Genomic DNA, 23,185 nt, shown 5'->3' with positions numbered 1-23,185 from the left:
CCGCGTAGACTGCCGCGCGTGGCCAAGGTGACGCGAGATGACGTAGCAAAACTGGCGGGGACGTCCACCGCCGTTGTCAGTTACGTCATCAACAACGGACCGAGGCCGGTCGCCCCGGCCACGCGCGAGCGGGTGCTCGCCGCCATCAAGGAGCTCGGTTACCGACCCGACCGGGTCGCGCAGGCGATGGCGTCCCGCCGCACCGACCTCATAGGTCTGATCGTTCCGGACACCCGTCAGCCGTTCTTCGCGGAGATGGCGCACGCCGTCGAACAGGCCGCCTCCGAGCGCGGCAAGATGGTGCTGGTCGGCAACGCCAACTACCTCGACGAGCGCGAGGTGCACTACCTGCGCGCGTTCCTCGGGATGCGGGTGGCCGGGCTGATCCTGATCAGCCAGGGCCCCAGCGAGCATGCCGCCGCGGAGATCGACGCCTGGGACGCCCGGGTGGTGCTGTTGCACCGCAGGCCGGACGCGATCGACGACGTCGCGGTGATGACCGACGACATCTGGGGCGCCCAACTGGCCACCCGGCACCTGCTGGAGCACGGCCACCCGTACGTCGCGTTCCTGGGCGGCACGGAGGAGACCCCGAAGTCCGGTGACCCGGTCACCGACCACGTCGAGGGCTGGCGACGGGCCATGCTGGAGTCCGGGCGGTCCCCGGAGGGGCGCTACTTCCAGGCGGCGTACAACCGCTACGACGCCTACCGGATCGCGCTGCGGCTGCTGTCCGGCCCGGACCGGCCGCCGGCCATCATGTGCGCCACCGACGACCAGGCGATCGGCGTGCTGCGGGCCGCCCGCGAGCTACGGCTCGACGTCCCCGGCGAGTTGGCGGTGGCGGGCTTCGACGACGTGAAGGAGGCGGCGCTCACCGATCCGCCGCTGACGACGGTGGCCTCGGACCGGCAGGCGATGGCCCGGGCCGCGGTCGACCTGGTGCTGGACGACGGGCTGCGGGTGGTGGGTTCGCGCCGCGAGCGGCTGCGGCAGTTCCCGTCGCGCCTGGTGGTGCGGCGGTCCTGCGGGTGCGGGGGCTGAGCGGCGCACGGCGTCCCGGCGGGGCCCTGAACCCGCCCAACTAGGGCTCCCGGAGGCGCCCTTATACCGGGCATACCCACTTCTGTTGGGTCTCTCAGGGCGTTCTCAGACGGTTCTCATGCAGCGGCAGCAGAGTCGTGGGCATGACCGAGAGCTACCGCCGTAGCGGCGATGAGATGCCCCAGGACCGGCCGTACTCCTACGACAACGCATACGGCACCGGCCACCGCAGCGAGCACGGCGCGGACCGCGCCTACGGGGGCGACGTTCCGCCGGCGCCCCCGTACGCGCCGTCCCCCGCGGAGGCGGGCGGTGCGGGCGCGCCGGAGCCGCGGCGCCGGGCCCGCCGGCCGGTCGCGCTGATCGCGGCGGTGGCGCTGGCCTCCGGTCTGATAGGCGGCGGCAGCGCGGCGCTGATCGCCGGCGCCACGCAGCAGGGCGCCACGTCGGGCGGTATCTCCACCCCGCTCGTCAACGCCGGGCAGAACACCGGCGGTAGCGGTGTCGCCGGGGTGGCCAAGGCGGTCAGCCCGGCCATCGTGGAGATCCAGGCGCGGACCGCGGACGGCCAGTCCACCGGCTCCGGCGTGGTGATCACCAGCAACGGCGAGATCGTCACCAACAACCACGTGGTGGCCGGCGCGCACAGTGTCAGCGTGACCTTCAGCGACGGCAGCAAGAAGACCGCGACGGTGGTCGGCACCGACCCCGACAAGGACCTCGCGCTGATCAAGGTCGTCGGCGGCAAGGGGCTCACGCACGCGGTGCTCGGCGACTCCAGCAAGCTGGTGGTCGGCGACCCGGTCGTCGCGATCGGCTCGCCGGAGGGCCTCACCGGCTCGGTGACCAGCGGCATCATCTCCGCGCTCAACCGGGAGGTGACCGTCCCCAAGGAGGGCGGGCAGAACCAGAACCAGGGCCAGGGCCAGGGGCAGGGGCAGGGCGGGGGCCGCGGCTTCGGCGGCGGTGGCTGGCCGTTCGAGTTCGGTGGCAACCAGTACAACGGCGACACCGGCTCGTCCAAGACCAGCTACAAGGCCCTGCAGACCGACGCCGCGCTCAACCCGGGCAACTCCGGCGGCGCCCTGATCAACATGCAGGGGCAGATCATCGGCATCAACTCGGCCATGTACTCGCCGAGTTCGTCGGACAGCAGTCAGGCGGGCAGCGTCGGCCTCGGCTTCGCGATCCCGATCAACACCGTCAAGGCCGACCTCGACGCGCTGCGCGGCGGCGGCAGCGGGAGCAGCGGGGTCTGAGCCGGGCCCGGGCGGGACGGGCGGCGGTCGGGGGCCAGGGGTCGGGGGTTGTCCACAGGCGGTTGTCCACAGGGCGTCCGCCGGTGCGGCATCCGTGTCAGGCTGAAGCCAGAAAGATCCCGCCGGTCGTCCGCACACGCACACCGAGGTAGCCACGCACATGAGCCCCGCCGAGCACGGAGATCACCCCGCCCGCATCCTCATCGTCGACGACGAGCCCGCGGTCCGCGAGGCACTGCAACGCTCGCTGGCCTTCGAGGGGTACGGCACCGAGCAGGCCGTCGACGGTCTGGACGCGGTGGAGAAGGTCGCCGCCTACGATCCCGAGTTGATCGTGCTGGACGTGCTGATGCCGCGGATGGACGGGCTGACCGCCGCCCGCCGGCTGCGGGCGAGCGGGGTGACGGTGCCGATCCTGATGCTGACCGCCCGGGACACCGTCGGCGACCGGGTCACCGGCCTGGACGCCGGCGCCGACGACTACCTCGTCAAGCCCTTCGAGCTGGACGAGCTGCTGGCCCGCATCCGCGCCCTGCTGCGCCGCAGCTCGTACGCGGCGGCGGCCGGCACCGCCCAGCCCGACGAGGGCGAGATCCTCGGCTTCGCCGATCTGCGGATGAATCTGGCCACCCGCGAGGTCGTCCGCGGCCACCGGCCCGTGGAGCTGACCCGCACGGAGTTCACGCTCCTGGAGATGTTCCTGGCCCACCCCCGGCAGGTCCTCACCCGCGAGCAGATCCTCAAGGCCGTCTGGGGCTTCGACTTCGAGCCGACCTCCAACTCCCTGGACGTGTACGTGATGTACCTCCGCCGCAAGACGGAGGCCGGCGGCGAGCCGCGGCTGGTCCACACCGTGCGCGGGGTGGGCTATGTGCTGCGGCTGGAGGGCGGAGCGGAATGAACGGCACCGACGACGCGCACGCGGCGCACGGCGCGGGGGACGCCTCCGATGCCGAAGCGCCGCACGCCGAGGCGTCCCGCGGCGAGGCTGCGCACGACGGCGGCGGTGGCGCGGACGGGGCGCGGCCGGCGGGCGGGGGCTTCGGCCTGACGCGGTTCCACCAGCTCCCGCTGCGCTCGCGGCTGGCGCTGCTCACCGCGGTCGCGGTCGCCTTCGCGGTGGCGCTGTCGGCCGCCGCCTGCTGGCTGATCACCCGCGACCGGCTCACCGAGCAGCTCGACACCAGCCTGAGCACCGTCGAGGTCAACACCGACTACGTCCAGGCGATCAGCGCCCGCTGCGCCGGCTCCCCGTTGAACGTCCGCTTCCAACCGACGCCGTACACCATCCAGTTGGTCTCCCCGTCCGGCTACGTCTGCACCTCGCCCGGCAAGTTCGCCATCCCCGCGCAGCACGCGGACCAGGCGGTCGCCGACGGGCGGCTGGCCGGCGCCGTGCACACCACCAAGGACGAGAAGGGCGTCGCGATGCGGGTCTCGACCTCCCCGTACCGCGGCCCGATCACCGACGCGCAGGGGAACCGCCTGGCGATCTCGGTGGCCGCGCCGATGGACCAGGTCACCGATCCGCTCAACCACCTCGCGCTGGTGCTGCTGGTCGTCGCCGGGGTGGGGGTGCTGGGCGCGGCGACCGCCGGCCTGTGGGTGGCCCGGGCGGCCCTCAAGCCCGTCGACCGGCTCACCGCCGCCGTCGAGCACGTCGCCCGCACCCAGGACCTCACCATCCGCATCCCCACCGACGGCGAGGACGAAATCGCCCGCCTCTCCCGGTCGTTCAACGCCATGACCGCCGCGCTGGCCGCCTCCCGCGACCTCCAGCAGCAGCTCATCGCGGACGCCGGCCACGAGCTCCGGACGCCCCTGACGTCCCTGCGGACCAACATCGACCTGCTGGAGCGCAGCGAGCGCTCCGGCCGCAAGATCCCGGCCGCCGACAAGGAGGCCCTGCTGGCCTCGGTGAAGGCCCAGATGGGCGAGTTGGCGGCGCTCATCGGCGACCTCCAGGTCCTCTCCCGGCCCGCGGAAACGAGCCTGGGCACCGGCGCGTCCGCGATCCGCGTGGTCGCCCTGCACGACATCGTCGGCTCCGCCCTGGAGCGGGCCCGGCTGCGCGGCCCGTCCCTCACCCTCACCGCCGCTCTCGCCCCGTGGTACGTCCGCGCCGAGCCGGCCGCGCTGGAGCGGGCGGTGGTCAACCTCCTCGACAACGCCGTGAAGTTCAGCCCGTCCGGCGGCACGGTCGAGGTCCGCCTCGCGGACGGCGCGCTGACCGTCCGGGACCACGGCCCCGGCATCCCGCCCGACGACCTCCCGCACGTCTTCGAGCGCTTCTGGCGCTCCCCCGCCGCGCGCAGCCTGCCCGGCAGCGGACTCGGGCTGTCCATCGTGGCCCGCACCGCGGAGCAGGCCGGCGGCGGCGTCCGCCTCCGCAACGCCCCCGGTGGCGGCACCGAAGCCCTCCTCACCCTGCCGGGCGCCGCCACCCCGCCCCCCGACACACCGGGGCGGTCGGGCGCGCCGGAGGCGCCTGGCGGGCCGGCGGGCGCGTCGGATACGAGCGCGTAGGAAGCGGCCGTCCCGGAACCCCCGGGGCGGCCCGCGCCTACTTCCCCCCGCCCTTGCCCTTGCCGTCGTTCTTCGCCGCGTCGCCGAACGGCAGCTCCGTGCCGGTGAGGTCGGCGTGGATGCCGTCGGGCTCCACGGAGACGTTGGCGAGGCGGATGTTGCCCGGGGTCTTGGGGAGTTGGAAGGAGAGGGCGAGGCGGTCGGCGAGCTGGGGCTTGGTGAGGTCGGTGAGGGCGCCCAGCATCTTCGCGTCGATGCCGACCTTCTGGAGCAGCCAGGGGTGGTCCATCACGACATCGACGAGGTTGACCGTCATGAGCTGGTGGACGAAGCGCGGCGAGCCGATCAGCTCGTGCAGCTTGTCGTCGCTGCGCAGGGCGTCGTCGAGGTACTCCTGGGGGATGCCGATCCGCTTGGCGATGGCCGGGATGCTGAGCATCGCCTTGACCCTGGCGACCTGCCGGGTGAGTTCGGCGGCGCCCTTCTGGGTCAGGCGGAGGCCCTCGCCCTCGCCGGTGCCCGGGCGGTAGACGGCCATGTCGCCGATGTCCAGGCGCATCTGGCCGATCTCGGTGGAGATGCCCCGGTCGCCGATGCGGTGGATGCGGGCCTCGGCCCGGACCCGCAAGGTGTGCCCGGCGACGGGAAGTTCGCCGACCGCGCGCACCCCGTTGGGGCCGAGCGCGCTGAACTTCACCTGGGAGGCGCCCAGTTCGCGGTTCATGTCGTCGAAGGTGAGCAGCACGCTGCCGTGCATCTCGCCGATGATGGCGCCCTTGATGGCGGTCGGCAGATCGCCGTCCAGTTGGATGTTCCGGGCCGTCGCCGACACCTTCGCCAGCGAGACCCGGTCGGCGGCGACGTCCGGGATCACCACGTCGACCTGGTCGAGCCGCTTGTCGAAGACCTGGGTGAGGAACGGGAATCCGTGGATGTCCACCTCGGGCCGGGCGTGCAGATGCAGGGCCGACTTCACCTGGTCCTCGGCCTTGTTCTGCGCGTAGAGCACGGCGAACCGGTCGCCGAGGGCGAGCACCCCCGTGCAGGCCGCGAGCGCGACCAGCGCCTTGATGGTGCGCGGAACGGCCGCGAAGCGACCGATGCCCCGCTTCAGCTTCCGGTGGTTCGGCGGCGACCAGGCGTCCTCGTCCTCGTCGTCCGAGCGCAGGCCGAGCCCGAGCGGATCGTCGCTGTCGTCACGCTCGTTGAGGTAGCCGCGGTACGGGGGAGGCGGGGCGTGCGGTGCGCCGTGCTCAGGGTCGCCGCCCCGGCCGGGCGCCCGGGACGGATCCGGGTCGGCGAGTGCGGCCAGGTCCGCGTAGGGGTTGACCGGCGGGAGCTCTCTGGTGTCGCCTTGAGGGCCGCCCGACGGCCCGGATATGTGGGGCTGGTCGCCGGCCTCCGGGGCGGGGGTGGAGGCTGCGGCGGGGGTACCGGCCGGGGACGAGGCCGAGTGCGAGGGTGAAGATATGCGTATGGGGGTTCGCATCAGCACATCCCACCACGAGCGGGGCCCGGAAGTGCAAGTCCCGCCGGCGGAATGTGAGATACGCGAAAATCGTCCCGCCGTCCTTGGCGAAATCTTGCCGCGTGACGTTCCCGTGCCCGGGCGGCGGACTGAACTAACGTCGTCCCGCGTCACCGCCGCCCGCGTCTCCCCGGAGGAATCCATGATCGTGGTCACCGGAGCAACCGGCAACATCGGCCGCCGCCTTGTCGGCCGCCTACTGGAGGAGGGGATGCCGGTCCGCGCCCTCACCCGGGACCCCGCCCGCGCCGAACTCCCCGCCCGGGCCGAGGTGGTCCGCGCCGACCTCGCCGGGGACCCCGACCTCGCCCCGCTGCTCGCCGACGCCGAGGCGCTCTTCCTCAACCTGGCGGCCGGCGGGGCGTCGGCGCAGCGCCTGATCGACGCCGCCCAGCGGGCCGGCGTCCGCCGCATCGTCCTCAACTCCTCGCTCTCGATCACCGATTCGCCCGCCGACGACGCCAACTTCATCTCCCGCTCGCACGCCGAGGCCGAGCGCGCGGTCCGCGCGTCCGGTCTGGAGTGGACCTTCCTGCGCGGCGGCAACTACGCCACCAACGCCCTCCGTTGGGCCCCGGCGATCCGCGCGACCGGCGTGGTCCGCGACGCGCACCCGGGCGCCCGGAGCGCCCCCGTCCACGAGGCCGACCTCGCGGACGCCGCCGCCGTCGCCCTCCTGGACCGCACCGGCGCCCACGCCCACCAGATCCACCGGCTCACCGGGCCCGAGGTGCTCACCAACACCCAGCAGGTCGCCGCGATCGCCGGGGCCACCGGCCGGCCGGCGCGCATCGAGCAGATCTCGGAGGACGAGGCCGCCGAGGCGATGGCCGGCCCGCACTTCCCCGTCGAGGCGGCCCGCCAACTCGTCCACCTCTTCGGCCAGTCGGTCGACGCCCCGGCCTTCCCGGTCACCGACGACGTCGCCCGCGTCACCGGCCACCCGGCCCGCACCTTCGCCCAGTGGGCGGGCGAACACGCCGGGGACTTCGCCTGAGGACGGCGGCGACGTCCGAGCCATCCGAGCCAGCCGGGCCGTTCGGGGATTCCTCCCTGGGCGGTCCGTTCCCTCATGGCCATGACGTCACCGGGCGCAGACAACGCCGGCACCGGCACGGTGGGAACGCCAGCCCGAGGACGTGCGGATCGAGCATCTCCTCGGGCATGACCCGCACTTCGCCCCGCTCGCGCGTCACGAGCCCACGGCTGTCCACCTCATAGACGCGCAGCGTCATCCGGGGCGCATCCGGCACGCGGACATCCGGGATGCCCTTCGCCTCACTCACGCATGCACCTCCTTCAGATGCCGCCGCAGCCTGACGTTGCAGTCGCTCTCCGCGCTGCGGTCGTACTCCTGACGGGCAGTCGCGCGCTGCCCGCCGATCTCGGCGCAGTACGCGCAGCCGGGGTGCGGTTGGGGCGGGGCGGGCCAGGGGGGCGGGGCGAAGGGGCGCGGATTCGGCATGGCTCTGTCCTTTGGCGAAGGGGAAGTTGACTCGCTGGTGCAGGCCGCACCCTGCGAGGGGCCGGCGATCGCAGGATCAGCCTGTCGAGCGGCGAATGGGATCAGCAAGACTTCTCTTCGAAGATTCGGGACTGATTGCTCGAACTACAGACCGCCGTTGCGGACGGGGTACTTGGGTGCTTCGATTTCAGGTGTCGCGAGTCCTTCGAACTGGAAGCAGGAGGTGGGCTCATGACTGATGGGCCTACGGGATCGACGGTGCCGAGGCGTCAACTTGGGCGACACCTAAGAGATTTGCGGGGACGTGCTCGGCTCACGGTGCGCGCCGCGGCTCGCAATCTGGAGTGGTCTGAGGCCAAGATGTGGCGCATCGAGACGGGCCAAGTGTCGTTACGCAGCCACGACGTTCAGACGATGTGCGCAATCTACGGTGCGCCTGAGGATCTCACCGAGGCGCTCATGGGGCTTGCGAAAGAGACGAAGGCGCGGGGGTGGTGGCATGCGTACGGTGAGGTGATCCCCGAGGGGTTCAGCGTCTACGTCGGTCTTGAAGAGGCGGCGGCAAGCATAGACGCGTATCAAAGTGAGCTCGTTCCGGGGCTGCTCCAGACTGAGGACTACGCACGGGAGATCATCCGCACCCATCTCTGGGGGATCAGTGAGGAGAACCTTGAGGGGCGAGTGGCCCTGCGCATGGAACGTCAGGTATTGCTCACGCGCCCGACGGACCCGGCCATGCTGCGGGTAGTGCTGAACGAGGCGGTGCTTAGGCGCCCAATCGGCACCGAGAAGTTGATGGCACGTCAGCTTGCGCACATCATTTTCGTTTCCGAGCGACCGAACATTGCGGTTCGGGTGGTTCCCTTTGCTGCCGGGATGCACCTGGGTGTTGCTGCCGGGCCATTCAGTATTCTGCGTTTCCCCTTGAATGGCGACGGTACGGAATCCGAACCTTCGACGGTCTACACGGACGGGTACACCGGCGGTTTGTTTCTGGATAAGCCAAAGGAACTGGAAGAGTACGAGGTGGCGTTCCGGGACATCTGGGAGAGGTCGCTCCATGACTCGGAATCACGACGTCTGATTGCTGAGGTGGCACGGAGCTATGAACAAGGTTGATCTGCATCACGTGGAATGGGTCAAGTCGAGCTACAGCCATGGGAATGGTGAGTGCGTAGAGGTAGCAGTCCTCGACGACACCGTCGCCACCCGCGACAGCAAGCAACAGTCCGGCCCTGTCGTGACCACCACCCGCGAAGGATGGCGCGCGTTCCTCGACGGCGTCGTCAAGGGTGAAGTCGGCCGCCCGTAAGGGCCGTTCGCAACCGACTGCAGGCCGACGCCCTCCGTGTGGTCATGCCCCACGCGGCCACGCGGAAGGTGTGGGCCCGGGTTCAGATTTGATCACGCCCGGGTATGGCCAGGGTCACGAACGTAAAGCGCAGGACAATCCCGTATCCGGGACCCGTTAAAGGCGCTTTCCCGGAGGCCGCTCCCCGACGTACCCCTGGAGGCTTGTTACGTGACCGAACAGGGGGAGCGGGATGAGCGGGCAGTTCGGCGTCGAGCCGACGGCGCTGACGGATCTGGCGGGCAAGTTCGACATGCGGGCGGAGGATCTGGATGGCCCGATCCGTTCCTTCACGGCAGCGTCGAGGGAGGTCGGGGAGGCGTTCGGGATCCTCGGTGCCTGTGACGGCGCGTTGGAGAAGTACCAGAAGTTACTGATCGGCACGGTCAGGGCGTTGAGCCAGTTACCCCAGGTGCTCACCAGCGACGCCGACCGGTTGCGGATCAACGCGTCCCAGTACGCGGAAGCGGACCGGATGGCCGTCGGCCACCTCCAGGCCGTGCCCCGTTACCAGGCGGTGTGACGGTGGACATCAACGGCTGGGTCGACGGCAAGGTGCTGGAGATCCTCCAGGCATTCGGTGTGGAACTCCCGGGCGGCAACGGCGACACGCTGCGCGAGATCGCCCGCGGCTGGGACGCCATGGGGAACGAGCTGGCCAAGGTCGTGGGGGCCCTCGACCGCTCCATCGACGGCGTCGACAAACAGGGTTGGCACGGCGCGGCCCGCGACGCCTTCGAGAAGCACTGGCAGGACCAGAAGAAGACCATCACCGACGTCGCGAACAACTTCCACCATGTCGCGGACGGGCTACGGGAGTTCGCCGGCGAGATCGACAAGATAAACAAGGAGATCATCGACATCTGCGTCGAGATCGCCGAGATGGAGGTGCTCGGCGCCGCGCTGTCCGCCTTCACCGGATTCCTCTCGGACCTCGTCGCCAACGCGGCCGTGGCCGCGAAGGTCGCCAAGATCGTGGACCTGGTCAAGCTGTTCACGTCGGCGGCGGAGAAGGTGGCGGCGCTGCTGGAGACGTTCGTTGGGATGAACGCGGAGGCTGCGGCGACGATAGAGAAGATACTCGTCGCGGTGGCTCGGATCGGCGGCAAGTTCGCGGAGAGCTACGCCACGAACTTCGTCGCTGACTCGGGCAGCCTGATGATCAACCAGGCGCTCAACGGCCAGCCGGTGACGGTGGGTCAGGATTTCACCACCGCCAACAAGGAAGCCCTGGGTACGGCCGCGTTCACCGTGGGCGGGGCGGAGCTGGCGGAGGGCGCCAAACTGACGGGTGCGGTCGGCAGGGTACTCAAGGGCGAGGGCCAGGCGGGCAGCGCTGTCAATGGTGCGCTCGGCAACATTGCGGGGGGCCTCACCGCTGACCGGAAGGACGACAGCAAGGGCGCCGCCGACACCGCATGGGACGCGGGGACGAATGCTGTCACCGGGGCCCTCGGAAACCGCATGGGCGACCATCTTCTCGGGAGGAAGGAGGGGCACAGCCTCGGCGGCGAGGGTGGCGGTGAAGAGGGCAAGCTCATCGACGGGGCGTACAGGAACGCCTTCCGCACCGGCCTCAACACAGGGATCTACGAAGGCGGAGCGGGCATCGAGACCGACGTTCAGAACCTCTTCAAGGAAACCGACGAGGCCGAGAAAGGCGCGAGTTAATTCGTGTACCAAGAGGCCAGCACCGTGATCCTGGCGGGTGTCGCGCACGTCGATCCGAACGAACCCGCCGACTGGCTCAGCTTCCTGGCGCTCCCCGGGGCAGTTTTCGGGCTACCGCTCGTGATAGCCGGCGTCGGTGTGACCGCCGCCATCTGGCGCATGAAGGGGCGGAGAAAATGGGGCGAATACGTGATCGGGCCGGTGATTCTTCTCGTCGGCTTGGCTATCGCCGTCCCCTGTTTCGGCTTCGCCTTCCACCTGTTCTGATGCGGCGCGAAACGTAGCGGCCCTGGTCGTCCGCCGTGGAGAGGCGGGCGGCCGGGGCCGTAGGCAGAGGCCGGCCGAAGCCGAACGGCCCGTCGGAGCTGGCTACTTCACCACCGTGATCCGATCCGCCTTCGGCGGGGTCAGTGGGGCGGACGGCGTCGAGTGGGCCGTCAGATACGCCGTGAGGGCGTCGAGGTCGGACGGGCCGACGTGCTTGTTCTTGCCCGCCTTCAGGGCGGGGAAGCCGTCGCCGCCGCCGGCCAGGAACTCGTTCATGGCGACGCGGTAGGTCGTGGCGGGGTCCACCGGCGCGCCGTTGAGCTTGACGGTGTCGGTGACGACGCGGGCGGCGCCGGTCTTGGTCATGTCCAGGGTGTAGGTGAGGCCCCTGGAGACCTGGAGGATCTTGGGGGACGCCTCGTTGGGGCCGCTGACCTGTTGCCGGAGGGCGGCCAGGAGTTGGGCTCCGGTCAGGTCGACGACGTGCGTCATGTTGGTGAACGGCTGGACGGTGAACGCCTCGGCGTAGGTGACGACGCCGTCGCCCTCTTTGCCCGACGCCTTGTAGGCGAGGTCGGAGCGGATGCCGCCGGGGTTCATCAGCGCCAGTTGGGCGCCGCCCTTGTCGGGGGCCGCGGTGGCCTCCTGTTGGGCGTCGGCGATCAGGTCGCCGAGGGGCTCCTCGGGGGTGCCGGCGCCGCGGCCGTTGATGTCGGCGGAGACGTAGCCGACCGGCTTGTTGGCGATCGGGGCGGCCAGCTTGTCCCAACGGGCGATCAGGGACGTCAGGTCCGGCGCCTTGGGCTGGGTGCGGTCGACGACGTGGTTGACCGCGTGCGGGCCGTGCACCGCGGTGCGGACGATGTCGTGGGTGCGGCGGTCGTAGGTGAGCGTGGTGTCGGTGTAGAGGCGGCCGTAGGAGGCGGCCGAGGTGACCGTGCGGGGGTGGCCGGCCGGGTCCGGGATGGTGCAGGTGTAGGACTGGTGGGTGTGGCCGGTGACCAGCGCGTCCACCTTCGGGCTGATGCGCTTGGCGATGTTCACGATCGGGCCGGAGATCCCCGCGCCCGGACCGGGGCTGTCGCAGTCGTAGTTGTACGAGGTGGAGGCCGGCATGCCGCCCTCGTGGATGAGCGCGACGATCGCCTTGACGCCCTGGCGGTCCAGGACCTTGGCGTACTTGTCGATGGTGGCGACCTCGTCGTGGAAGGTCAGGCCCTTGACGCCGTCGGCGTTGACGATGTCCGGGGTGCCCTTCAGGGTCACGCCGATGAAGCCGATCTTGACGCCGTTGTGCTGCCACACCGTGTACGGCTTGAGGATCGGCTTGCCCGTCTTGTCGTCGGTGACGTTGGCGGCCAGGTAGGGGAAGGCGGCGCCCTTGAAGGTCTTGCCCTTCTCGTAGCAGCCGTCCTTGGGGTGGCAGCCGCCGCGCTGCATGCGGGTCAGCTCGGCCCGGCCCTCGTCGAACTCGTGGTTGCCGACGGAGGTGACGTCCAGCCCCAGCCGGTTCATCGCCTCGATGGTCGGCTCGTCGTGGAAGAGGCCGGAGAGCAGCGGGCTGGCGCCGATGACGTCGCCGGCCGCGGCGGTGACGGAGTACGGGTGGCCCTGGCGGGCGGTGCGCAGGGACTGCGCGAGGTACTCGACGCCGCCGGCCGGGACGGTCTTCTTGGACCCGTCGGCCTGGCGCTGCTCGACGGTGCCGGAGGAACCCTGCGGCGGTTCGAGATTGCCGTGGAAGTCGTTGAAGGAGAGCAACTGGACGTCGACCGTGCGGGCCGGGCGGTGCGGGCGGCCGCTGTCGGCCCCGGCGGGCGGGGCGGTGGCGGTCAGGGCGACGCCGGCGACGGTGGCGAGCACGGCGGCGCCGGCCGCCAATCTGCGGCGCAGGCGCGGCCGTTGAGGTGTCGTGGGCATGGTTCCCCTCCGTGGCTGGTACTGAGCGGTGGGCAGCATATTGTCGACGCGCGTAGAGAGATAGGGGACGGAGGTGACGTCCCGGTGGCCGGACGGTGGCGGGGCCGGCCGGGGCGGCGTCCGCGGTGCCCGCCCGACGCGGGGACGGCGTCGTACGCTTCACACATGACTGACGCTGCACAGGAGATGGGGCACAGCGGCCGCCGGGTCGAGGTGGTCGACGAGCTCGCACCGGACGGGGCCCGGGCCGTCCTTGAGCTGATCGAACGGGCCGCGCGGGCGGACGGGCAGCCGGCCGTGTCCGAACAGGGCCGGCTCCAGTTGCGGGGCGGCCGCCGCGAGGGAGTGCGGCACCTGTTGGTGTACGCGCCCGGGGAGGACGGCGAGCAGCTCGTCGGCTACGGGCAGTTGGAGGACACCGATCCGGTGGAGGCGCCGGCCGCCGAGCTCGTCGTCCACCCCGGGTACCGCGGCCGCGGCCACGGCCGGGCGCTGGGCGGCGAGCTGCTGGCCCAGTCCGGGCGCCGGCTGCGGGTGTGGGCGCACGGCGGGCACCCGGCCGCCCGCCACCTGGCGCAGACGCTGGGGCTGACGATGTTCCGGGAGCTGCGGCAGATGCGGCGGTCGCTGGCGGACTGGGAGTTGGCCGAGCCGGCGCTGCCGGAGGGCGTGACGGTGCGGACCTTCCAGCCGGACGTCGACGACGCGGCCTGGCTGGAGATCAACGCGGCGGCCTTCGCGCACCACCCCGAGCAGGGCGCGCTGACCCAGCGGGATCTGGACGACCGCAAGGCCGAGGCGTGGTTCGACCCCAAGGGCTTCTTCCTCGCCGAGAAGGACGGCCACCTGGTCGGCTTCCACTGGACGAAGGTGCACGCCGAGGAGGGCCTGGGCGAGGTGTACGTCCTCGGGGTGCGGCCGGGCGCGCAGGGCGGCGGCCTGGGCAGGGCGCTGACCACGATCGGGCTGCGCCACCTGGCGGCGCAGGGATTGGCGACCGCGATGCTCTACGTGGACGCGGACAACGTGCCCGCGGTGACGGTCTACGAGCGGTTGGGGTTCACCACGCACGAGACGGACCTGATGTACCGGTCGGAGACCTGAGCGTCCCTGGGGTGCGTCGTGGCGGGGTGGGGCGGGCCGTGGGGCCCGCCCCGTCGCATGTGTCACGGCCGTGCGGGCCGCTCCTGTTGGGCGCGCCATTCGCGCGCCAGGATCGCGTAGATCACCTCGTCGCTCCACTCGCCGTCGAGGAACTCGTTCTCCCTGAGCTCGCCCTCGCGGCGCATGCCCAGGCGCTCCAGCAGCTTGGCGGAGGCGGTGTTGCGACCGTCCAACTCGGCCTGGATGCGGTGGAGTTGGAGCTCGGCGAAGCCCAGTTCGAGCAGGGCGCCGGCGGCCTCGGTGGCGTAACCGCGGCCGGCGTACTCGGGGTTGAAGACGTAGCCGATGCCGCCCTGGCGCTGCGCGCGGTGGGTGTAGACGAAGGTGACGTCGCCGACCAGGTCCCCGGAGTCCCGTAGGACGACGGCGAGTTGGAGGAAGTCGCCGGACTGCCGCAGCGTCGTGCGGGTCGCCTTGTCGGCGATCGAGGCGCGGGAGGCGGCCTCGTCGTGCGGGCCCCAGTAGAGGTAACGACAGACCTCGGGGCGGCGCTGATAGGCGTGGACGGCGGCGAAGTCGTCGTGGCGGACGGGGCGGAGGTCCAGGCGCGCGGTCCGTAGTGGGTACGCGGGGGTGTACGGGAGCGGGGGCAGCGGGGGTGTGGGTGGCGTGGAAGGTCTGGGCACGCGGTCAGCGTAGGGAGCGCGGGCGGCCGGCGCAGCGGACTTTCCGGGAGGCGGCGGCGGGCCGGCCCGGCGTCCGGGGCCCGCCAGGATTGGCGGCCGTGAAGATCGTCGGGCGTCGGGGCGGACGGAAAACACCCGGGGGTAGCGTCCCGCTTGCCTGGCCGCCATGTCCGCTTCACCGGCGATTCAATATCGCTTGCAAGCATCACTGAATGCAGCCCGCTGTGCCGAACGTCCCGAACCCGCGGCTCGAAGTCGTGCCGCCGCCTCCTGACGCGCCTGGAAGCCCCCGAGCGCGGAAGAATAAGGACATGAACCAGCAGCGCAGCGCTCAGGCCCCGGCCCAGCCCGAGACGCCGCCCCAGGAGGCGCCGAGGGCGCTGGGACCCCTGCAGCCCTCGGTCGGCTCGATCGCCGCGCACCGGCCGAACGCCGTCCGGCGGGACATCTCCGGGCTGGAGCCTGACCTGGACGCCGACCCCGACGCGTACGAGGACCGCGGCGTCCCGGGTGCGAACGGCGAGGAGCTGCCGAGCGGGCGGTTCCTGGACCGCGAGCGGAGCTGGCTGGCGTTCAACGAGCGGGTGCTGGAGCTCGCGGAGGACCCGGCCACCCCGCTTCTGGAACGCGCAAATTTCCTTGCGATTTTCGCCAGCAATCTGGACGAGTTCTTCATGGTCCGGGTCGCCGGCCTCAAGCGGCGGATCGCCACCGGCGTCGCCACCCGCTCCGCCTCCGGGCTCCAGCCCCGGGAGGTGCTGGACCTGATCTGGACCAGGTCCCGCGAGCTGATGGCCCGGCACGCCGCCTGCTTCCAGCAGGACGTCGCACCGGAACTCGCTGACCAGGGCATCCACTTGATCCGCTGGCCCGACCTGACCGAGCAGGAGCAGGCCCGACTGTTCACGCTGTTCCGGCAGCAGATCTTCCCGGTGCTGACCCCGCTGGCGGTCGATCCGGCGCACCCCTTCCCCTATATCTCCGGGCTGTCGCTGAATCTGGCCGTGGTGGTCCGCAATCCGGTCAGCGGCCATGATCACTTCGCACGTGTGAAGGTTCCGCCACTGCTCTCCCGCTTCCTGGAGGCGTCCCCGCAGCGGTACGTGCCCATCGAGGACGTGATCGCCGCCCACCTGGAGGAGCTGTTCCCGGGGATGGAGGTGCGGGCGCACCACATGTTCCGGGTGACCCGCAACGAGGACCTGGAGGTGGAGGAGGACGACGCCGAGAACCTCCTCCAGGCCCTGGAGAAGGAGCTGATGCGGCGGCGCTTCGGGCCGCCCGTCCGGCTGGAGGTCGAGGAGACCATCGACCCGGCCGTCCTGGACCTGCTGGTGCAGGAGCTGAAGGTCTCCGAGGCCGAGGTCTATCCGCTGCCCGGCCCGCTCGACCTGACCGGGCTGTTCGGGATCGGGGCGCTGGACCGGCCGGAGCTGAAGTACCCCAAGTTCGTGGCCGGCACCCACCGCGACCTGTCGGAGGTGGAGTCCGCCTCGGCCCCCGACGTCTTCGCCGCGCTGCGCGCCCGCGACGTCCTGCTGCACCACCCCTACGACTCGTTCTCCACCTCGGTGCAGGCGTTCCTGGAGCAGGCCGCGGCCGACCCCAAGGTGCTGGCCATCAAGCAGACGCTGTACCGCACCTCCGACCACTCGCCGATCGTGGACGCCCTGATAGACGCCGCGGAGTCCGGCAAGCAGGTGCTCGTCCTGGTGGAGATCAAGGCGCGCTTCGACGAGCAGGCCAACATCAAGTGGGCGCGCAAGCTGGAGGAGTCCGGCTGCCACGTCGTCTACGGCCTGGTGGGGCTGAAGACGCACTGCAAGCTCTCCCTCGTGGTGCGCCAGGAGGGCGAGACGCTGCGCCGGTATTCCCACGTGGGCACCGGCAACTACCACCCCAAGACGGCCAGGTTGTACGAGGACCTGGGGCTGCTGACCGCGGACCCCCAGGTGGGAGCCGACCTCTCCGACCTCTTCAACCGGCTCAGCGGCTACTCCCGGCGGGAGACCTACCGCCGGCTGCTGGTGGCGCCCACCTCGCTGCGCGACGGGCTGATCCAGCGGATCAACAAGGAGGCCGTGCACCACCGGGCGGGCCGTCCCGCCTACGTCCGCATCAAGGTCAACTCGATGGTCGACGAGGCGGTCATCGACGCGCTCTACCGGGCCTCGCAGGCCGGCGTGCCCGTCGACATCTGGGTGCGCGGCATCTGCGCGCTGCGCCCCGGGGTGCCCGGACTGAGCGAGCACATCCGGGTCCGCAGCGTGCTGGGCCGCTTCCTGGAGCACTCCCGGGTCTTCGCCTTCGGCAACGGCGGCGAGCCCGAGGTGTGGCTGGGCAGCGCGGACATGATGCACCGCAACCTCGACCGACGGATCGAGGCGCTGGTGCGGGTCACCGACCCGGCCCACCGGGCGGCCCTGAACCGGCTGTTGGAGACCGGGACGTCGGACACCACCTCGTCCTGGCACCTGGGCCCGGACGGCGACTGGACCCGGCACGCGGTGGACGCGGACGGCACTCCGCTGCGGAACGTACAGGAAATGCTCATCGACGCCCGGAGGCGCCGGCGTGGCCCAGCGACATGACCAGCCGGCCGGGGGGCCGCGGCACGGCCTCCTCGGCACCGGCGGGGGAAGCGGAAACGGAATCGGATACGAACCCGGCCCGGCGCCGGGAGCCTGCGCCGCAGTGGTGGACGGGCCGGGGGGCGGTGTGTACGGGAACGGGGTCTACGGGGAGGCGCTCTACGGGGCGGACGGCGGTGCGCAGGGGGCGGCGCGCGCGGGGTGCGGGGACGGGGTGCCCTACGGGCCGGACGACGGCCCCGGGCTCGGCGGGCGGACGGCCGGCGAGGTGCTGGCCGGCTATCTGCACCGGCAGTCCACGGACTTCCTGCGCAGCCTGCGGCTCCACCGGGAGGCCGGTCCGGACGCGGCGGGCGCCGGCGAGGCGGCCTGGCAGTTGCGCCGCGCCGCCCGCCGGATCAGCGCCACGCTGCACACCTTCCGGCCGTTGACCGAGGAGGTCTGGGCCGATCAACTCCGGGCCGAACTCGGCTGGTTGAGCACCACCCTCGCCCGCGAGCAGGCGTGCGGGGCGCGCCGGGACCGGCTGATGGGGGCGCTCACCCGGCTGACCGGGCGCGGCGAGCGGGCCGACCGGCCGGCGGAGCGGGGCGGCCGGGGCACCCGGTCCGGGCGCGGCGCCCGGGGCGCCCGGGACGGCCGACCGGCCGCACCGTCCGCCGCCGCGGCCACCGCCACCGTCCCGGCCGCCGCCACCGAGCCGGAGCCGGAGAGCGCGCTCTCCGCCGGCGCCGCCCGGGCCGGGGCGCTGCTCGACCGGCAGCTCACCCTCGCCCGCGCGCGGGCGCACTCGGCGGCCCTCCAGGCGCTGGGCTCGTCCCGTTTCCACGCCGTCGCGGACGCGGTCGCGGTACTGGCCTCCGAGGCGCCGCTGGCCCGCCGGGCCGGCGAGGTGGCCGCGGCGGAGGCGCTGCCGCCGCTCGCCGAACAGGCGCACCGGCGGCTCGCCGAGGCGGTCGCCACCCTGCCGCTGGCCCGCGCCGGCCACCCGTACAACGCCGGCGCGCTCGCCGTCGAGCAGGGCCAGGACGCGCCCTGGCACCGGGCGCGGCTGCTGGTCCGGATCAGCCACTACGCCCAGGAGGTGATCGCCCCGGACGCCGTCGACCCCCGACTGCTCGCGTCCGACCGGGTCCTCACCCAGCACCGGGACGCCGCCGAGGCGGCCGCGGCGGCGGCCACGGCGGCCCGCACGCCGCGGATCGCGCCGGCCACCGCGTACGCGCTGGGCGTGCTCCACGCCGACCAGCGGCACGAGGTCGAGGCGGCCCGCTACGCCTTCGGGCGGGTGTGGCTGCCGGGCCCGGCCGGCGAGCGCGGTGCCTGAGCGGGACGGGAGGGGCGCGATGGGCAGGACGGCGGGCCGCGGGGGCGGCGGGGCGAGCGGTGCACGGACGGTGCCGAACGGGCCTGTTCTGGCGGCCGGCTGCGTGCTGTGGCGCCGGGCGCCGGTCGGCGACGGGATCGAACTGGCCCTGGTCCACCGGCCGAAGTGGGGCGACTGGTCCCATCCCAAGGGCAAGCTCAAGCCGCGGGAGGACGCCCGGCGGGGCGCGCTGCGCGAGGTGCTGGAGGAGACCGGGATGACCTGCGCGCCCGGCCCGGAACTCCCCACCGTCCACTACCGGGTCGGCGATCGCCCCAAGGTGGTCCGTTACTGGGCGGCCGAGGCCACCGGCGGCGGCTTCATCCCCAACAAGGAGGTGGACCGCGTCTGGTGGGTGCCGCCGGACGTGGCCCGGGAGGTGCTCACCCAGGACCGCGACAAGGACCTGGTGAGCGCGTTGCTGAGCGCGCTGCCCGGGAGCGGTTCCGGGGCCGGGCGGGAGCCGGCGGGCGGGCCGGGCGGGGGCGGCTGACCGACGCCGCGGAACCCCGCGTTCCGTGGCCGGCGCATACTGGAGTGATGCTGCCCGGGGAAATCGAGATCAGTGCCTTCCTCAAGGCGCGCCGTGCCGCGCTCGACCCGACCGAGGTCGGTCTGCCCGACGGGTTCGGCCGCCGCCGGGTGCGCGGGCTGCGGCGCGAGGAGGTCGCCCAGCTCGCCGGGATCAGCGTGGACTACTACACCCGGATCGAGCAGGGCCGCGCGCCCGCCGTCTCCGGCTCCGTCCTGGACGCCATCGCCCGGGCGCTGCGGCTGTCGGACGGCGAGGTGACCTACCTGCGCAACGTCGCGGTGCCGCGGCGCCGGACCGCCGGCGCCTGCGCGCCGGTTCCGGCGCAGACCGTGCGGCCGGAGGTCCGCGAGCTGCTGGCGGCGATGGACCCCGCGGTCGCCGCCGTGCTGCTCGGCCGCGGGCTGGACATCCTGGCCTGGAACGGCGCCGGCGCCCGGCTCTCCTTCGACCTCGAAGCGCTTCTGCCCGCCCGGCGGAACACCGCGCTGCTGGTCTTCCTCGACCCGGCGGCGCGGGAGCGGTACCCGGACTGGGAGAAGAAGGCCGAGGAGGTCGTCGGCAACCTGCGGGCGGACAGCGGGCGACACCCGGACGACCCGCGGATCTGCGAGGTGGTGGGCGAACTCCTCGACCGCAGCCCGGAGTTCCGCCGGATGTGGGCGGCCCAGGGCGTCTCCGAGTGCCTGCGCGGGACCAAGCGGATGCGGCACCCGGAGGTCGGGGAGCTGACCGTGACCTTCGAGAGCTTCCGGCTGGCGGCCGACCCCGACCAGGTGCTGGTCACGTACACCGCGCCGGCCGGCTCGGCGTCCGAGGCCGGGCTGCGCGCGCTGGCGCGGTCGGCGGCGGGCGCGGCGGCGGCGTCCTAGAGCCGGTCCGGAGCCCCGCCGCGCTACGGGGACGCGGCTACTGCACCCCGCCGCCCCTTGGGGCCAGCGCCTCCCACCGCACCGTGACCTCGCCCTGGCGCCGCCGGCGGGGGTCCCCGGCCAGCGGCCAGTCGGTGGCCAGGGCGGCGACGGCGGCGCGCCACCGCTGACGGGCGCCCAGTGCGCCCAGCGGGGCGGCGCTCGCCCAGGCGCGGTCGAAGTCGCGCAGGAAGGCGTGCACCGGCTCGCCCGGCACATTGCGGTGGATCAGCGCCTTCGGGAGGCGTTCGGCCAGGTCGGAGGGGGTGTCCAGGGAGCCGAGCCGGGTGGCGAAGGTGACCGTGCGGGGGCCCTCGGGGCCGAGCGCGACCCACACGTGCCGGCGCCCGATCTCGTCGCAGGTGCCCTCGACCAGCAGCCCGCCGGGCGCCAACCGGGCGCGCAGCCGCGCCCAGACGGCGGCGACCTCGTCCTCGTCGTACTGGCGCAGCACGTTCGCGGCCCGGATGAGGAGCGGGGCGCGACCGGGCGGGCCGGGCAGCGGCACCTCGAAGCCGCCGTGGACGAAGTCCAGGCCGGCGCGGGCGTAGGGGAGCGCGGCGGCGACCCGGGCCGGGTCGATCTCGACGCCGACGACGCGGGCGTCCGGCCGCACCGTGCGCAGCCGGGTCAGCAGCTCCAGCGCGGTCCAGGGGGCGGCGCCGTAGCCCAGGTCGACGGCGACCGGGTCGGCGGCGCGGCGCAGTTCCGCGCCGTGCTCGGCGGCGATCCAGCGGTCCATGCGGCGCAGCCGGTTGGGGTTGGTGGTGCCGCGGGTGGCGGTTCCGACCGGCCGGGACGGCGCGGGTGCCGGGGCGGCGGCGGGGCGGGCGGAAACGGTCGAGCGGCGGGCCATGCATCGAGGGTATGGGGTCGCGGCGGGCCGGCCCGCCGGGCGGCCGGCGCCGGGCCCCGCAGCGCGGCCCGGATCACGCTTTGGCAAAGTGCGAAGAAAGTTCGAAGACGGCGGGACGGATGGAAATGGATCGCGGTGCGGTGTTGTTGCAGCGGGGCGGAGGCGAGCGCCCGCCTCGCCTAGGAGGTTGCTCGCAGTGAGCCACTATGTGTCCAGGCTCCGCAGCCGGCCGCACGGCCAGTTCGGGGGCCCGCCGCGGTTGCGGCTGCCCAAGGGGGCCCGGCGTCCCCGCCGGGTGGCGATGCTCAGTGTGCACACCTCACCGCTCCACCAGCCCGGCACCGGCGACGCCGGCGGGATGAACGTCTACATCGTCGAGCTGGCCCGGAAGCTGGCCGCGGCCGGCATCGAGGTGGAGATCTTCACCCGGGCCACCACCGGCGCCCTGCCGCCCGCCGTCGAGCTGGCCCCCGGCATCCTGGTGCGGCACGTCGCCGCCGGCCCGTACGAGGGGCTGGCCAAGGAGGAGCTGCCGGCCCAACTGTGCGCCTTCACCCACGGTGTGATGCAGGCGTGGGCCGGCCACCGCCCCGGCTACTACGACCTGGTGCACTCCCACTACTGGCTCTCCGGTCACGTCGGCTGGCTGGCCGCGGAGCGCTGGCGGGTCCCGCTGGTGCACGCCATGCACACCATGGCCAAGGTCAAGAACGCCTCGCTGGCCGTCGGCGACACCCCCGAGCCGGCCGCCCGGGTCATCGGCGAGACCCAGATCGTCGGCGCCGCCGACCGCCTGATCGCCAACACCGCCGAGGAGGCGGAGGAGTTGGTGCGGCACTACGACGCCGACCCGGGCAAGGTCGCGGTGGTCCACCCCGGCGTCAACCTCGACCGCTTCCGGCCGCTGGCGGACGACGGCACCGCCGACGTCGAGGCGAGCCGGGCCGCCGCCCGGGCCCGGCTCGGCCTGCCGCAGGACGCGGTGATCCCGCTCTTCGCCGGCCGGATACAGCCGCTCAAGGCCCCCGACATCCTGCTGCGCGCCACCGCCGCGCTGGTCGACGAGGACCCCACGCTGCGCACCCGCCTGGTGGTCCCGGTGGTCGGCGGCCCCAGCGGCAGCGGCCTGGCCAAGCCCGAGGGGTTGCAGAAGCTGGCGGCCCGGCTGGGCATCGCCGATCTGGTCCGGTTCCGCCCGCCGGTCGGCCAGGAGCAGCTCGCCGACTGGTACCGCGCCGCGTCCGTGCTGGTCATGCCGTCGTACAGCGAGTCGTTCGGGCTGGTGGCGATCGAGGCCCAGGCGTGCGGCACCCCGGTCGTGGCGGCCGCGGTCGGCGGGCTGCCGGTGGCCGTGCGGGACGGCGTCAGCGGCTTTCTGGTCGCCGGCCACGACCCGGTCGACTACGCCCGCGCGCTGCGCCGCTTCGTCGACGACCCGACGCTGGCCGCCCGGATGGGCAGCGCCGCCGCCCGGCACGCCCAGTCCTTCGGCTGGGACACCGCCGCCGCGGCCACCGCCGACGTCTACACCGCCGCGATGCAGGAGCGCCGCCGTCACCTACGATCGCTGCATGGCTGAGGAACGGCGGCCCTCCGGGGGCGAGCAGCAGGCGGCGGACGCGGCCGCGGTGGTCGAGCGCACCCTCAAGGACGCCGCCCTGGAATGGGAGTCGCCGGCCGCCGGCAACTACGTCGTCAAGCTGCCCGGCACCCGCAAGCTGTCCACCACCTGCTCGCTGATCGTCGGCCGCCACTCGCTCTCCGTCAACGCCTTCGTCGTCCGCCGCCCCGACGAGAACCACGAGGCCGTCCACCGCTGGCTGCTGGAGCGCAACACCCGCCTCTACGGCGTGAGTTACGCGATCGACAAGCTGGGCGACATCTACCTCGTCGGCAAGCTCCCGCTGGCCGCCGTCACCCCCGACGAGCTGGACCGGATCCTCGGCACCGTCCTGGAGAACGCCGACGGCAGCTTCAACACCCTGCTGGAGATGGGCTTCGCCTCGGCGATCCGCAAGGAGTACGCCTGGCGGGTGGCGCGCGGCGAGTCCACCCGCAACCTGTCCGCGTTCGAGCGGCTGACCCGCGGCGACGCGGAGCAGTAGCCA

The 23,185-nt window shown here is 72.6% G+C and carries 23 protein-coding genes; 17 read left to right on the top strand and 6 right to left on the bottom strand.

Annotation, left to right across the window (positions count from 1 at the left end; all coding sequences use genetic code 11):
- The first annotated feature begins 18 nt into the window (after positions 1–18).
- The 4 genes from PV796_RS16770 (at position 19) to PV796_RS16755 (ending at position 4,829) form a co-directional block, all read left to right on the top strand.
- Complete coding sequence (locus tag PV796_RS16770) at positions 19–1,044, top strand: LacI family DNA-binding transcriptional regulator (protein ID WP_274914055.1); 1,026 nt, start codon at positions 19–21, stop codon at positions 1,042–1,044.
- 143 nt (positions 1,045–1,187) lie between these two features.
- Positions 1,188–2,303, top strand: coding sequence for a S1C family serine protease (locus PV796_RS16765; protein WP_274914054.1), 1,116 nt, complete (start codon positions 1,188–1,190; stop codon positions 2,301–2,303).
- A gap of 160 nt (positions 2,304–2,463) precedes the next feature.
- On the top strand, positions 2,464–3,204 hold the full coding sequence (locus PV796_RS16760; protein ID WP_274914053.1) for a response regulator transcription factor: 741 nt from the start codon (positions 2,464–2,466) through the stop codon (positions 3,202–3,204).
- Complete coding sequence (locus PV796_RS16755; RefSeq protein ID WP_274914052.1) at positions 3,201–4,829, top strand: sensor histidine kinase; 1,629 nt, start codon at positions 3,201–3,203, stop codon at positions 4,827–4,829. Before PV796_RS16760 ends, PV796_RS16755 begins: the two co-directional genes overlap by 4 nt.
- Positions 4,830–4,866: 37 nt before the next feature.
- Here the strand turns inward: PV796_RS16755 and PV796_RS16750 are convergent, their stop codons facing one another.
- Positions 4,867–6,318, bottom strand: a complete 1,452-nt coding sequence (locus PV796_RS16750) for an LmeA family phospholipid-binding protein (protein WP_274914051.1) — start codon at positions 6,316–6,318, stop codon at positions 4,867–4,869.
- 181 nt (positions 6,319–6,499) lie between these two features.
- Between PV796_RS16750 and PV796_RS16745 the strand changes: the two genes are divergently transcribed.
- Positions 6,500–7,354 carry an SDR family oxidoreductase gene (locus PV796_RS16745; protein ID WP_274914050.1) on the top strand — a complete coding sequence of 285 codons (855 nt, stop codon included), beginning with the start codon at positions 6,500–6,502 and terminating at the stop codon, positions 7,352–7,354.
- Positions 7,355–7,427: 73 nt separating this feature from the next.
- Here PV796_RS16745 and PV796_RS16740 read toward each other — a convergent pair whose 3' ends face one another.
- Together PV796_RS16740 and PV796_RS16735 are read right to left on the bottom strand one after the other, a co-directional pair.
- On the bottom strand, positions 7,428–7,643 hold the full coding sequence (locus tag PV796_RS16740) for a hypothetical protein (RefSeq protein WP_274914049.1): 216 nt from the start codon (positions 7,641–7,643) through the stop codon (positions 7,428–7,430).
- On the bottom strand, positions 7,640–7,822 hold the full coding sequence (locus PV796_RS16735; RefSeq protein WP_274914048.1) for a hypothetical protein: 183 nt from the start codon (positions 7,820–7,822) through the stop codon (positions 7,640–7,642). The genes PV796_RS16740 and PV796_RS16735 overlap by 4 nt, the downstream gene beginning before the upstream one ends.
- 231 nt (positions 7,823–8,053) lie before the next feature.
- Between PV796_RS16735 and PV796_RS16730 the strand changes: the two genes are divergently transcribed.
- The 5 genes from PV796_RS16730 to PV796_RS16710 all read left to right on the top strand — a co-directional run bounded on the left by PV796_RS16730 (position 8,054) and on the right by PV796_RS16710 (position 11,111).
- Positions 8,054–8,941, top strand: a complete 888-nt coding sequence (locus tag PV796_RS16730) for a helix-turn-helix domain-containing protein (RefSeq protein WP_274914047.1) — start codon at positions 8,054–8,056, stop codon at positions 8,939–8,941.
- Entirely contained in the window at positions 8,928–9,134 is a 207-nt protein-coding gene (locus PV796_RS16725) for a DUF397 domain-containing protein (RefSeq protein ID WP_274914045.1), read from the top strand. The genes PV796_RS16730 and PV796_RS16725 overlap by 14 nt, the downstream gene beginning before the upstream one ends.
- A gap of 232 nt (positions 9,135–9,366) precedes the next feature.
- On the top strand, positions 9,367–9,696 hold the full coding sequence (locus PV796_RS16720) for a type VII secretion target (protein ID WP_274914044.1): 330 nt from the start codon (positions 9,367–9,369) through the stop codon (positions 9,694–9,696).
- Positions 9,693–10,844, top strand: a complete 1,152-nt coding sequence (locus PV796_RS16715; RefSeq protein ID WP_274914043.1) for a WXG100-like domain-containing protein — start codon at positions 9,693–9,695, stop codon at positions 10,842–10,844. Before PV796_RS16720 ends, PV796_RS16715 begins: the two co-directional genes overlap by 4 nt.
- 3 nt (positions 10,845–10,847) lie before the next feature.
- Entirely contained in the window at positions 10,848–11,111 is a 264-nt protein-coding gene (locus PV796_RS16710; protein ID WP_274914042.1) for a hypothetical protein, read from the top strand.
- Positions 11,112–11,213: 102 nt separating this feature from the next.
- Here PV796_RS16710 and PV796_RS16705 read toward each other — a convergent pair whose 3' ends face one another.
- Positions 11,214–13,031 carry a bifunctional metallophosphatase/5'-nucleotidase gene (locus PV796_RS16705; RefSeq protein ID WP_274914041.1) on the bottom strand — a complete coding sequence of 606 codons (1,818 nt, stop codon included), beginning with the start codon at positions 13,029–13,031 and terminating at the stop codon, positions 11,214–11,216.
- 186 nt (positions 13,032–13,217) lie between these two features.
- On the opposite strand from PV796_RS16705, the gene mshD reads away from it, so the two are divergent.
- Entirely contained in the window at positions 13,218–14,135 is a 918-nt protein-coding gene (gene mshD / locus PV796_RS16700) for a mycothiol synthase (RefSeq protein WP_376567396.1), read from the top strand.
- A gap of 62 nt (positions 14,136–14,197) precedes the next feature.
- Here mshD and PV796_RS16695 read toward each other — a convergent pair whose 3' ends face one another.
- Positions 14,198–14,821, bottom strand: coding sequence for a GNAT family N-acetyltransferase (locus tag PV796_RS16695; protein ID WP_274914039.1), 624 nt, complete (start codon positions 14,819–14,821; stop codon positions 14,198–14,200).
- A gap of 311 nt (positions 14,822–15,132) precedes the next feature.
- Between PV796_RS16695 and PV796_RS16690 the strand changes: the two genes are divergently transcribed.
- The 4 genes from PV796_RS16690 (at position 15,133) to PV796_RS16675 (ending at position 20,182) form a co-directional block, all read left to right on the top strand.
- A complete protein-coding gene (locus PV796_RS16690) occupies positions 15,133–17,412 on the top strand; it encodes an RNA degradosome polyphosphate kinase (protein WP_274914038.1) in 2,280 nt (759 codons plus the stop codon).
- Positions 17,413–17,539: 127 nt separating this feature from the next.
- A complete protein-coding gene (locus tag PV796_RS16685; protein ID WP_274914036.1) occupies positions 17,540–18,739 on the top strand; it encodes a CHAD domain-containing protein in 1,200 nt (399 codons plus the stop codon).
- Positions 18,740–18,758: 19 nt separating this feature from the next.
- Complete coding sequence (locus tag PV796_RS16680) at positions 18,759–19,271, top strand: NUDIX hydrolase (protein ID WP_274914035.1); 513 nt, start codon at positions 18,759–18,761, stop codon at positions 19,269–19,271.
- 47 nt (positions 19,272–19,318) lie between these two features.
- Positions 19,319–20,182 (top strand): helix-turn-helix transcriptional regulator, encoded by an 864-nt coding sequence (locus PV796_RS16675; protein ID WP_274914034.1) that lies wholly within the window; start codon positions 19,319–19,321, stop codon positions 20,180–20,182.
- A 37-nt stretch (positions 20,183–20,219) separates the two neighbouring features.
- On the opposite strand, the gene PV796_RS16670 is transcribed toward PV796_RS16675, so the two are convergent.
- Entirely contained in the window at positions 20,220–21,077 is an 858-nt protein-coding gene (locus PV796_RS16670) for a class I SAM-dependent methyltransferase (RefSeq protein WP_274914033.1), read from the bottom strand.
- A 196-nt stretch (positions 21,078–21,273) separates the two neighbouring features.
- Between PV796_RS16670 and mshA the strand changes: the two genes are divergently transcribed.
- Together mshA and PV796_RS16660 are read left to right on the top strand one after the other, a co-directional pair.
- Positions 21,274–22,656 (top strand): D-inositol-3-phosphate glycosyltransferase, encoded by a 1,383-nt coding sequence (gene mshA / locus PV796_RS16665; RefSeq protein ID WP_274914032.1) that lies wholly within the window; start codon positions 21,274–21,276, stop codon positions 22,654–22,656.
- On the top strand, positions 22,649–23,182 hold the full coding sequence (locus tag PV796_RS16660; RefSeq protein WP_274914031.1) for a YbjN domain-containing protein: 534 nt from the start codon (positions 22,649–22,651) through the stop codon (positions 23,180–23,182). The genes mshA and PV796_RS16660 overlap by 8 nt, the downstream gene beginning before the upstream one ends.
- Positions 23,183–23,185: the final 3 nt, after the last annotated feature.

The sequence above is a fragment of the Streptomyces sp. WZ-12 genome (genome assembly GCF_028898845.1).
Taxonomy (GTDB): Bacteria; Actinomycetota; Actinomycetes; order Streptomycetales; family Streptomycetaceae; genus Streptomyces.
Note: the sequence above shows the minus strand (reverse complement) of the source record. Positions and strands in the feature narration are given on the sequence as shown.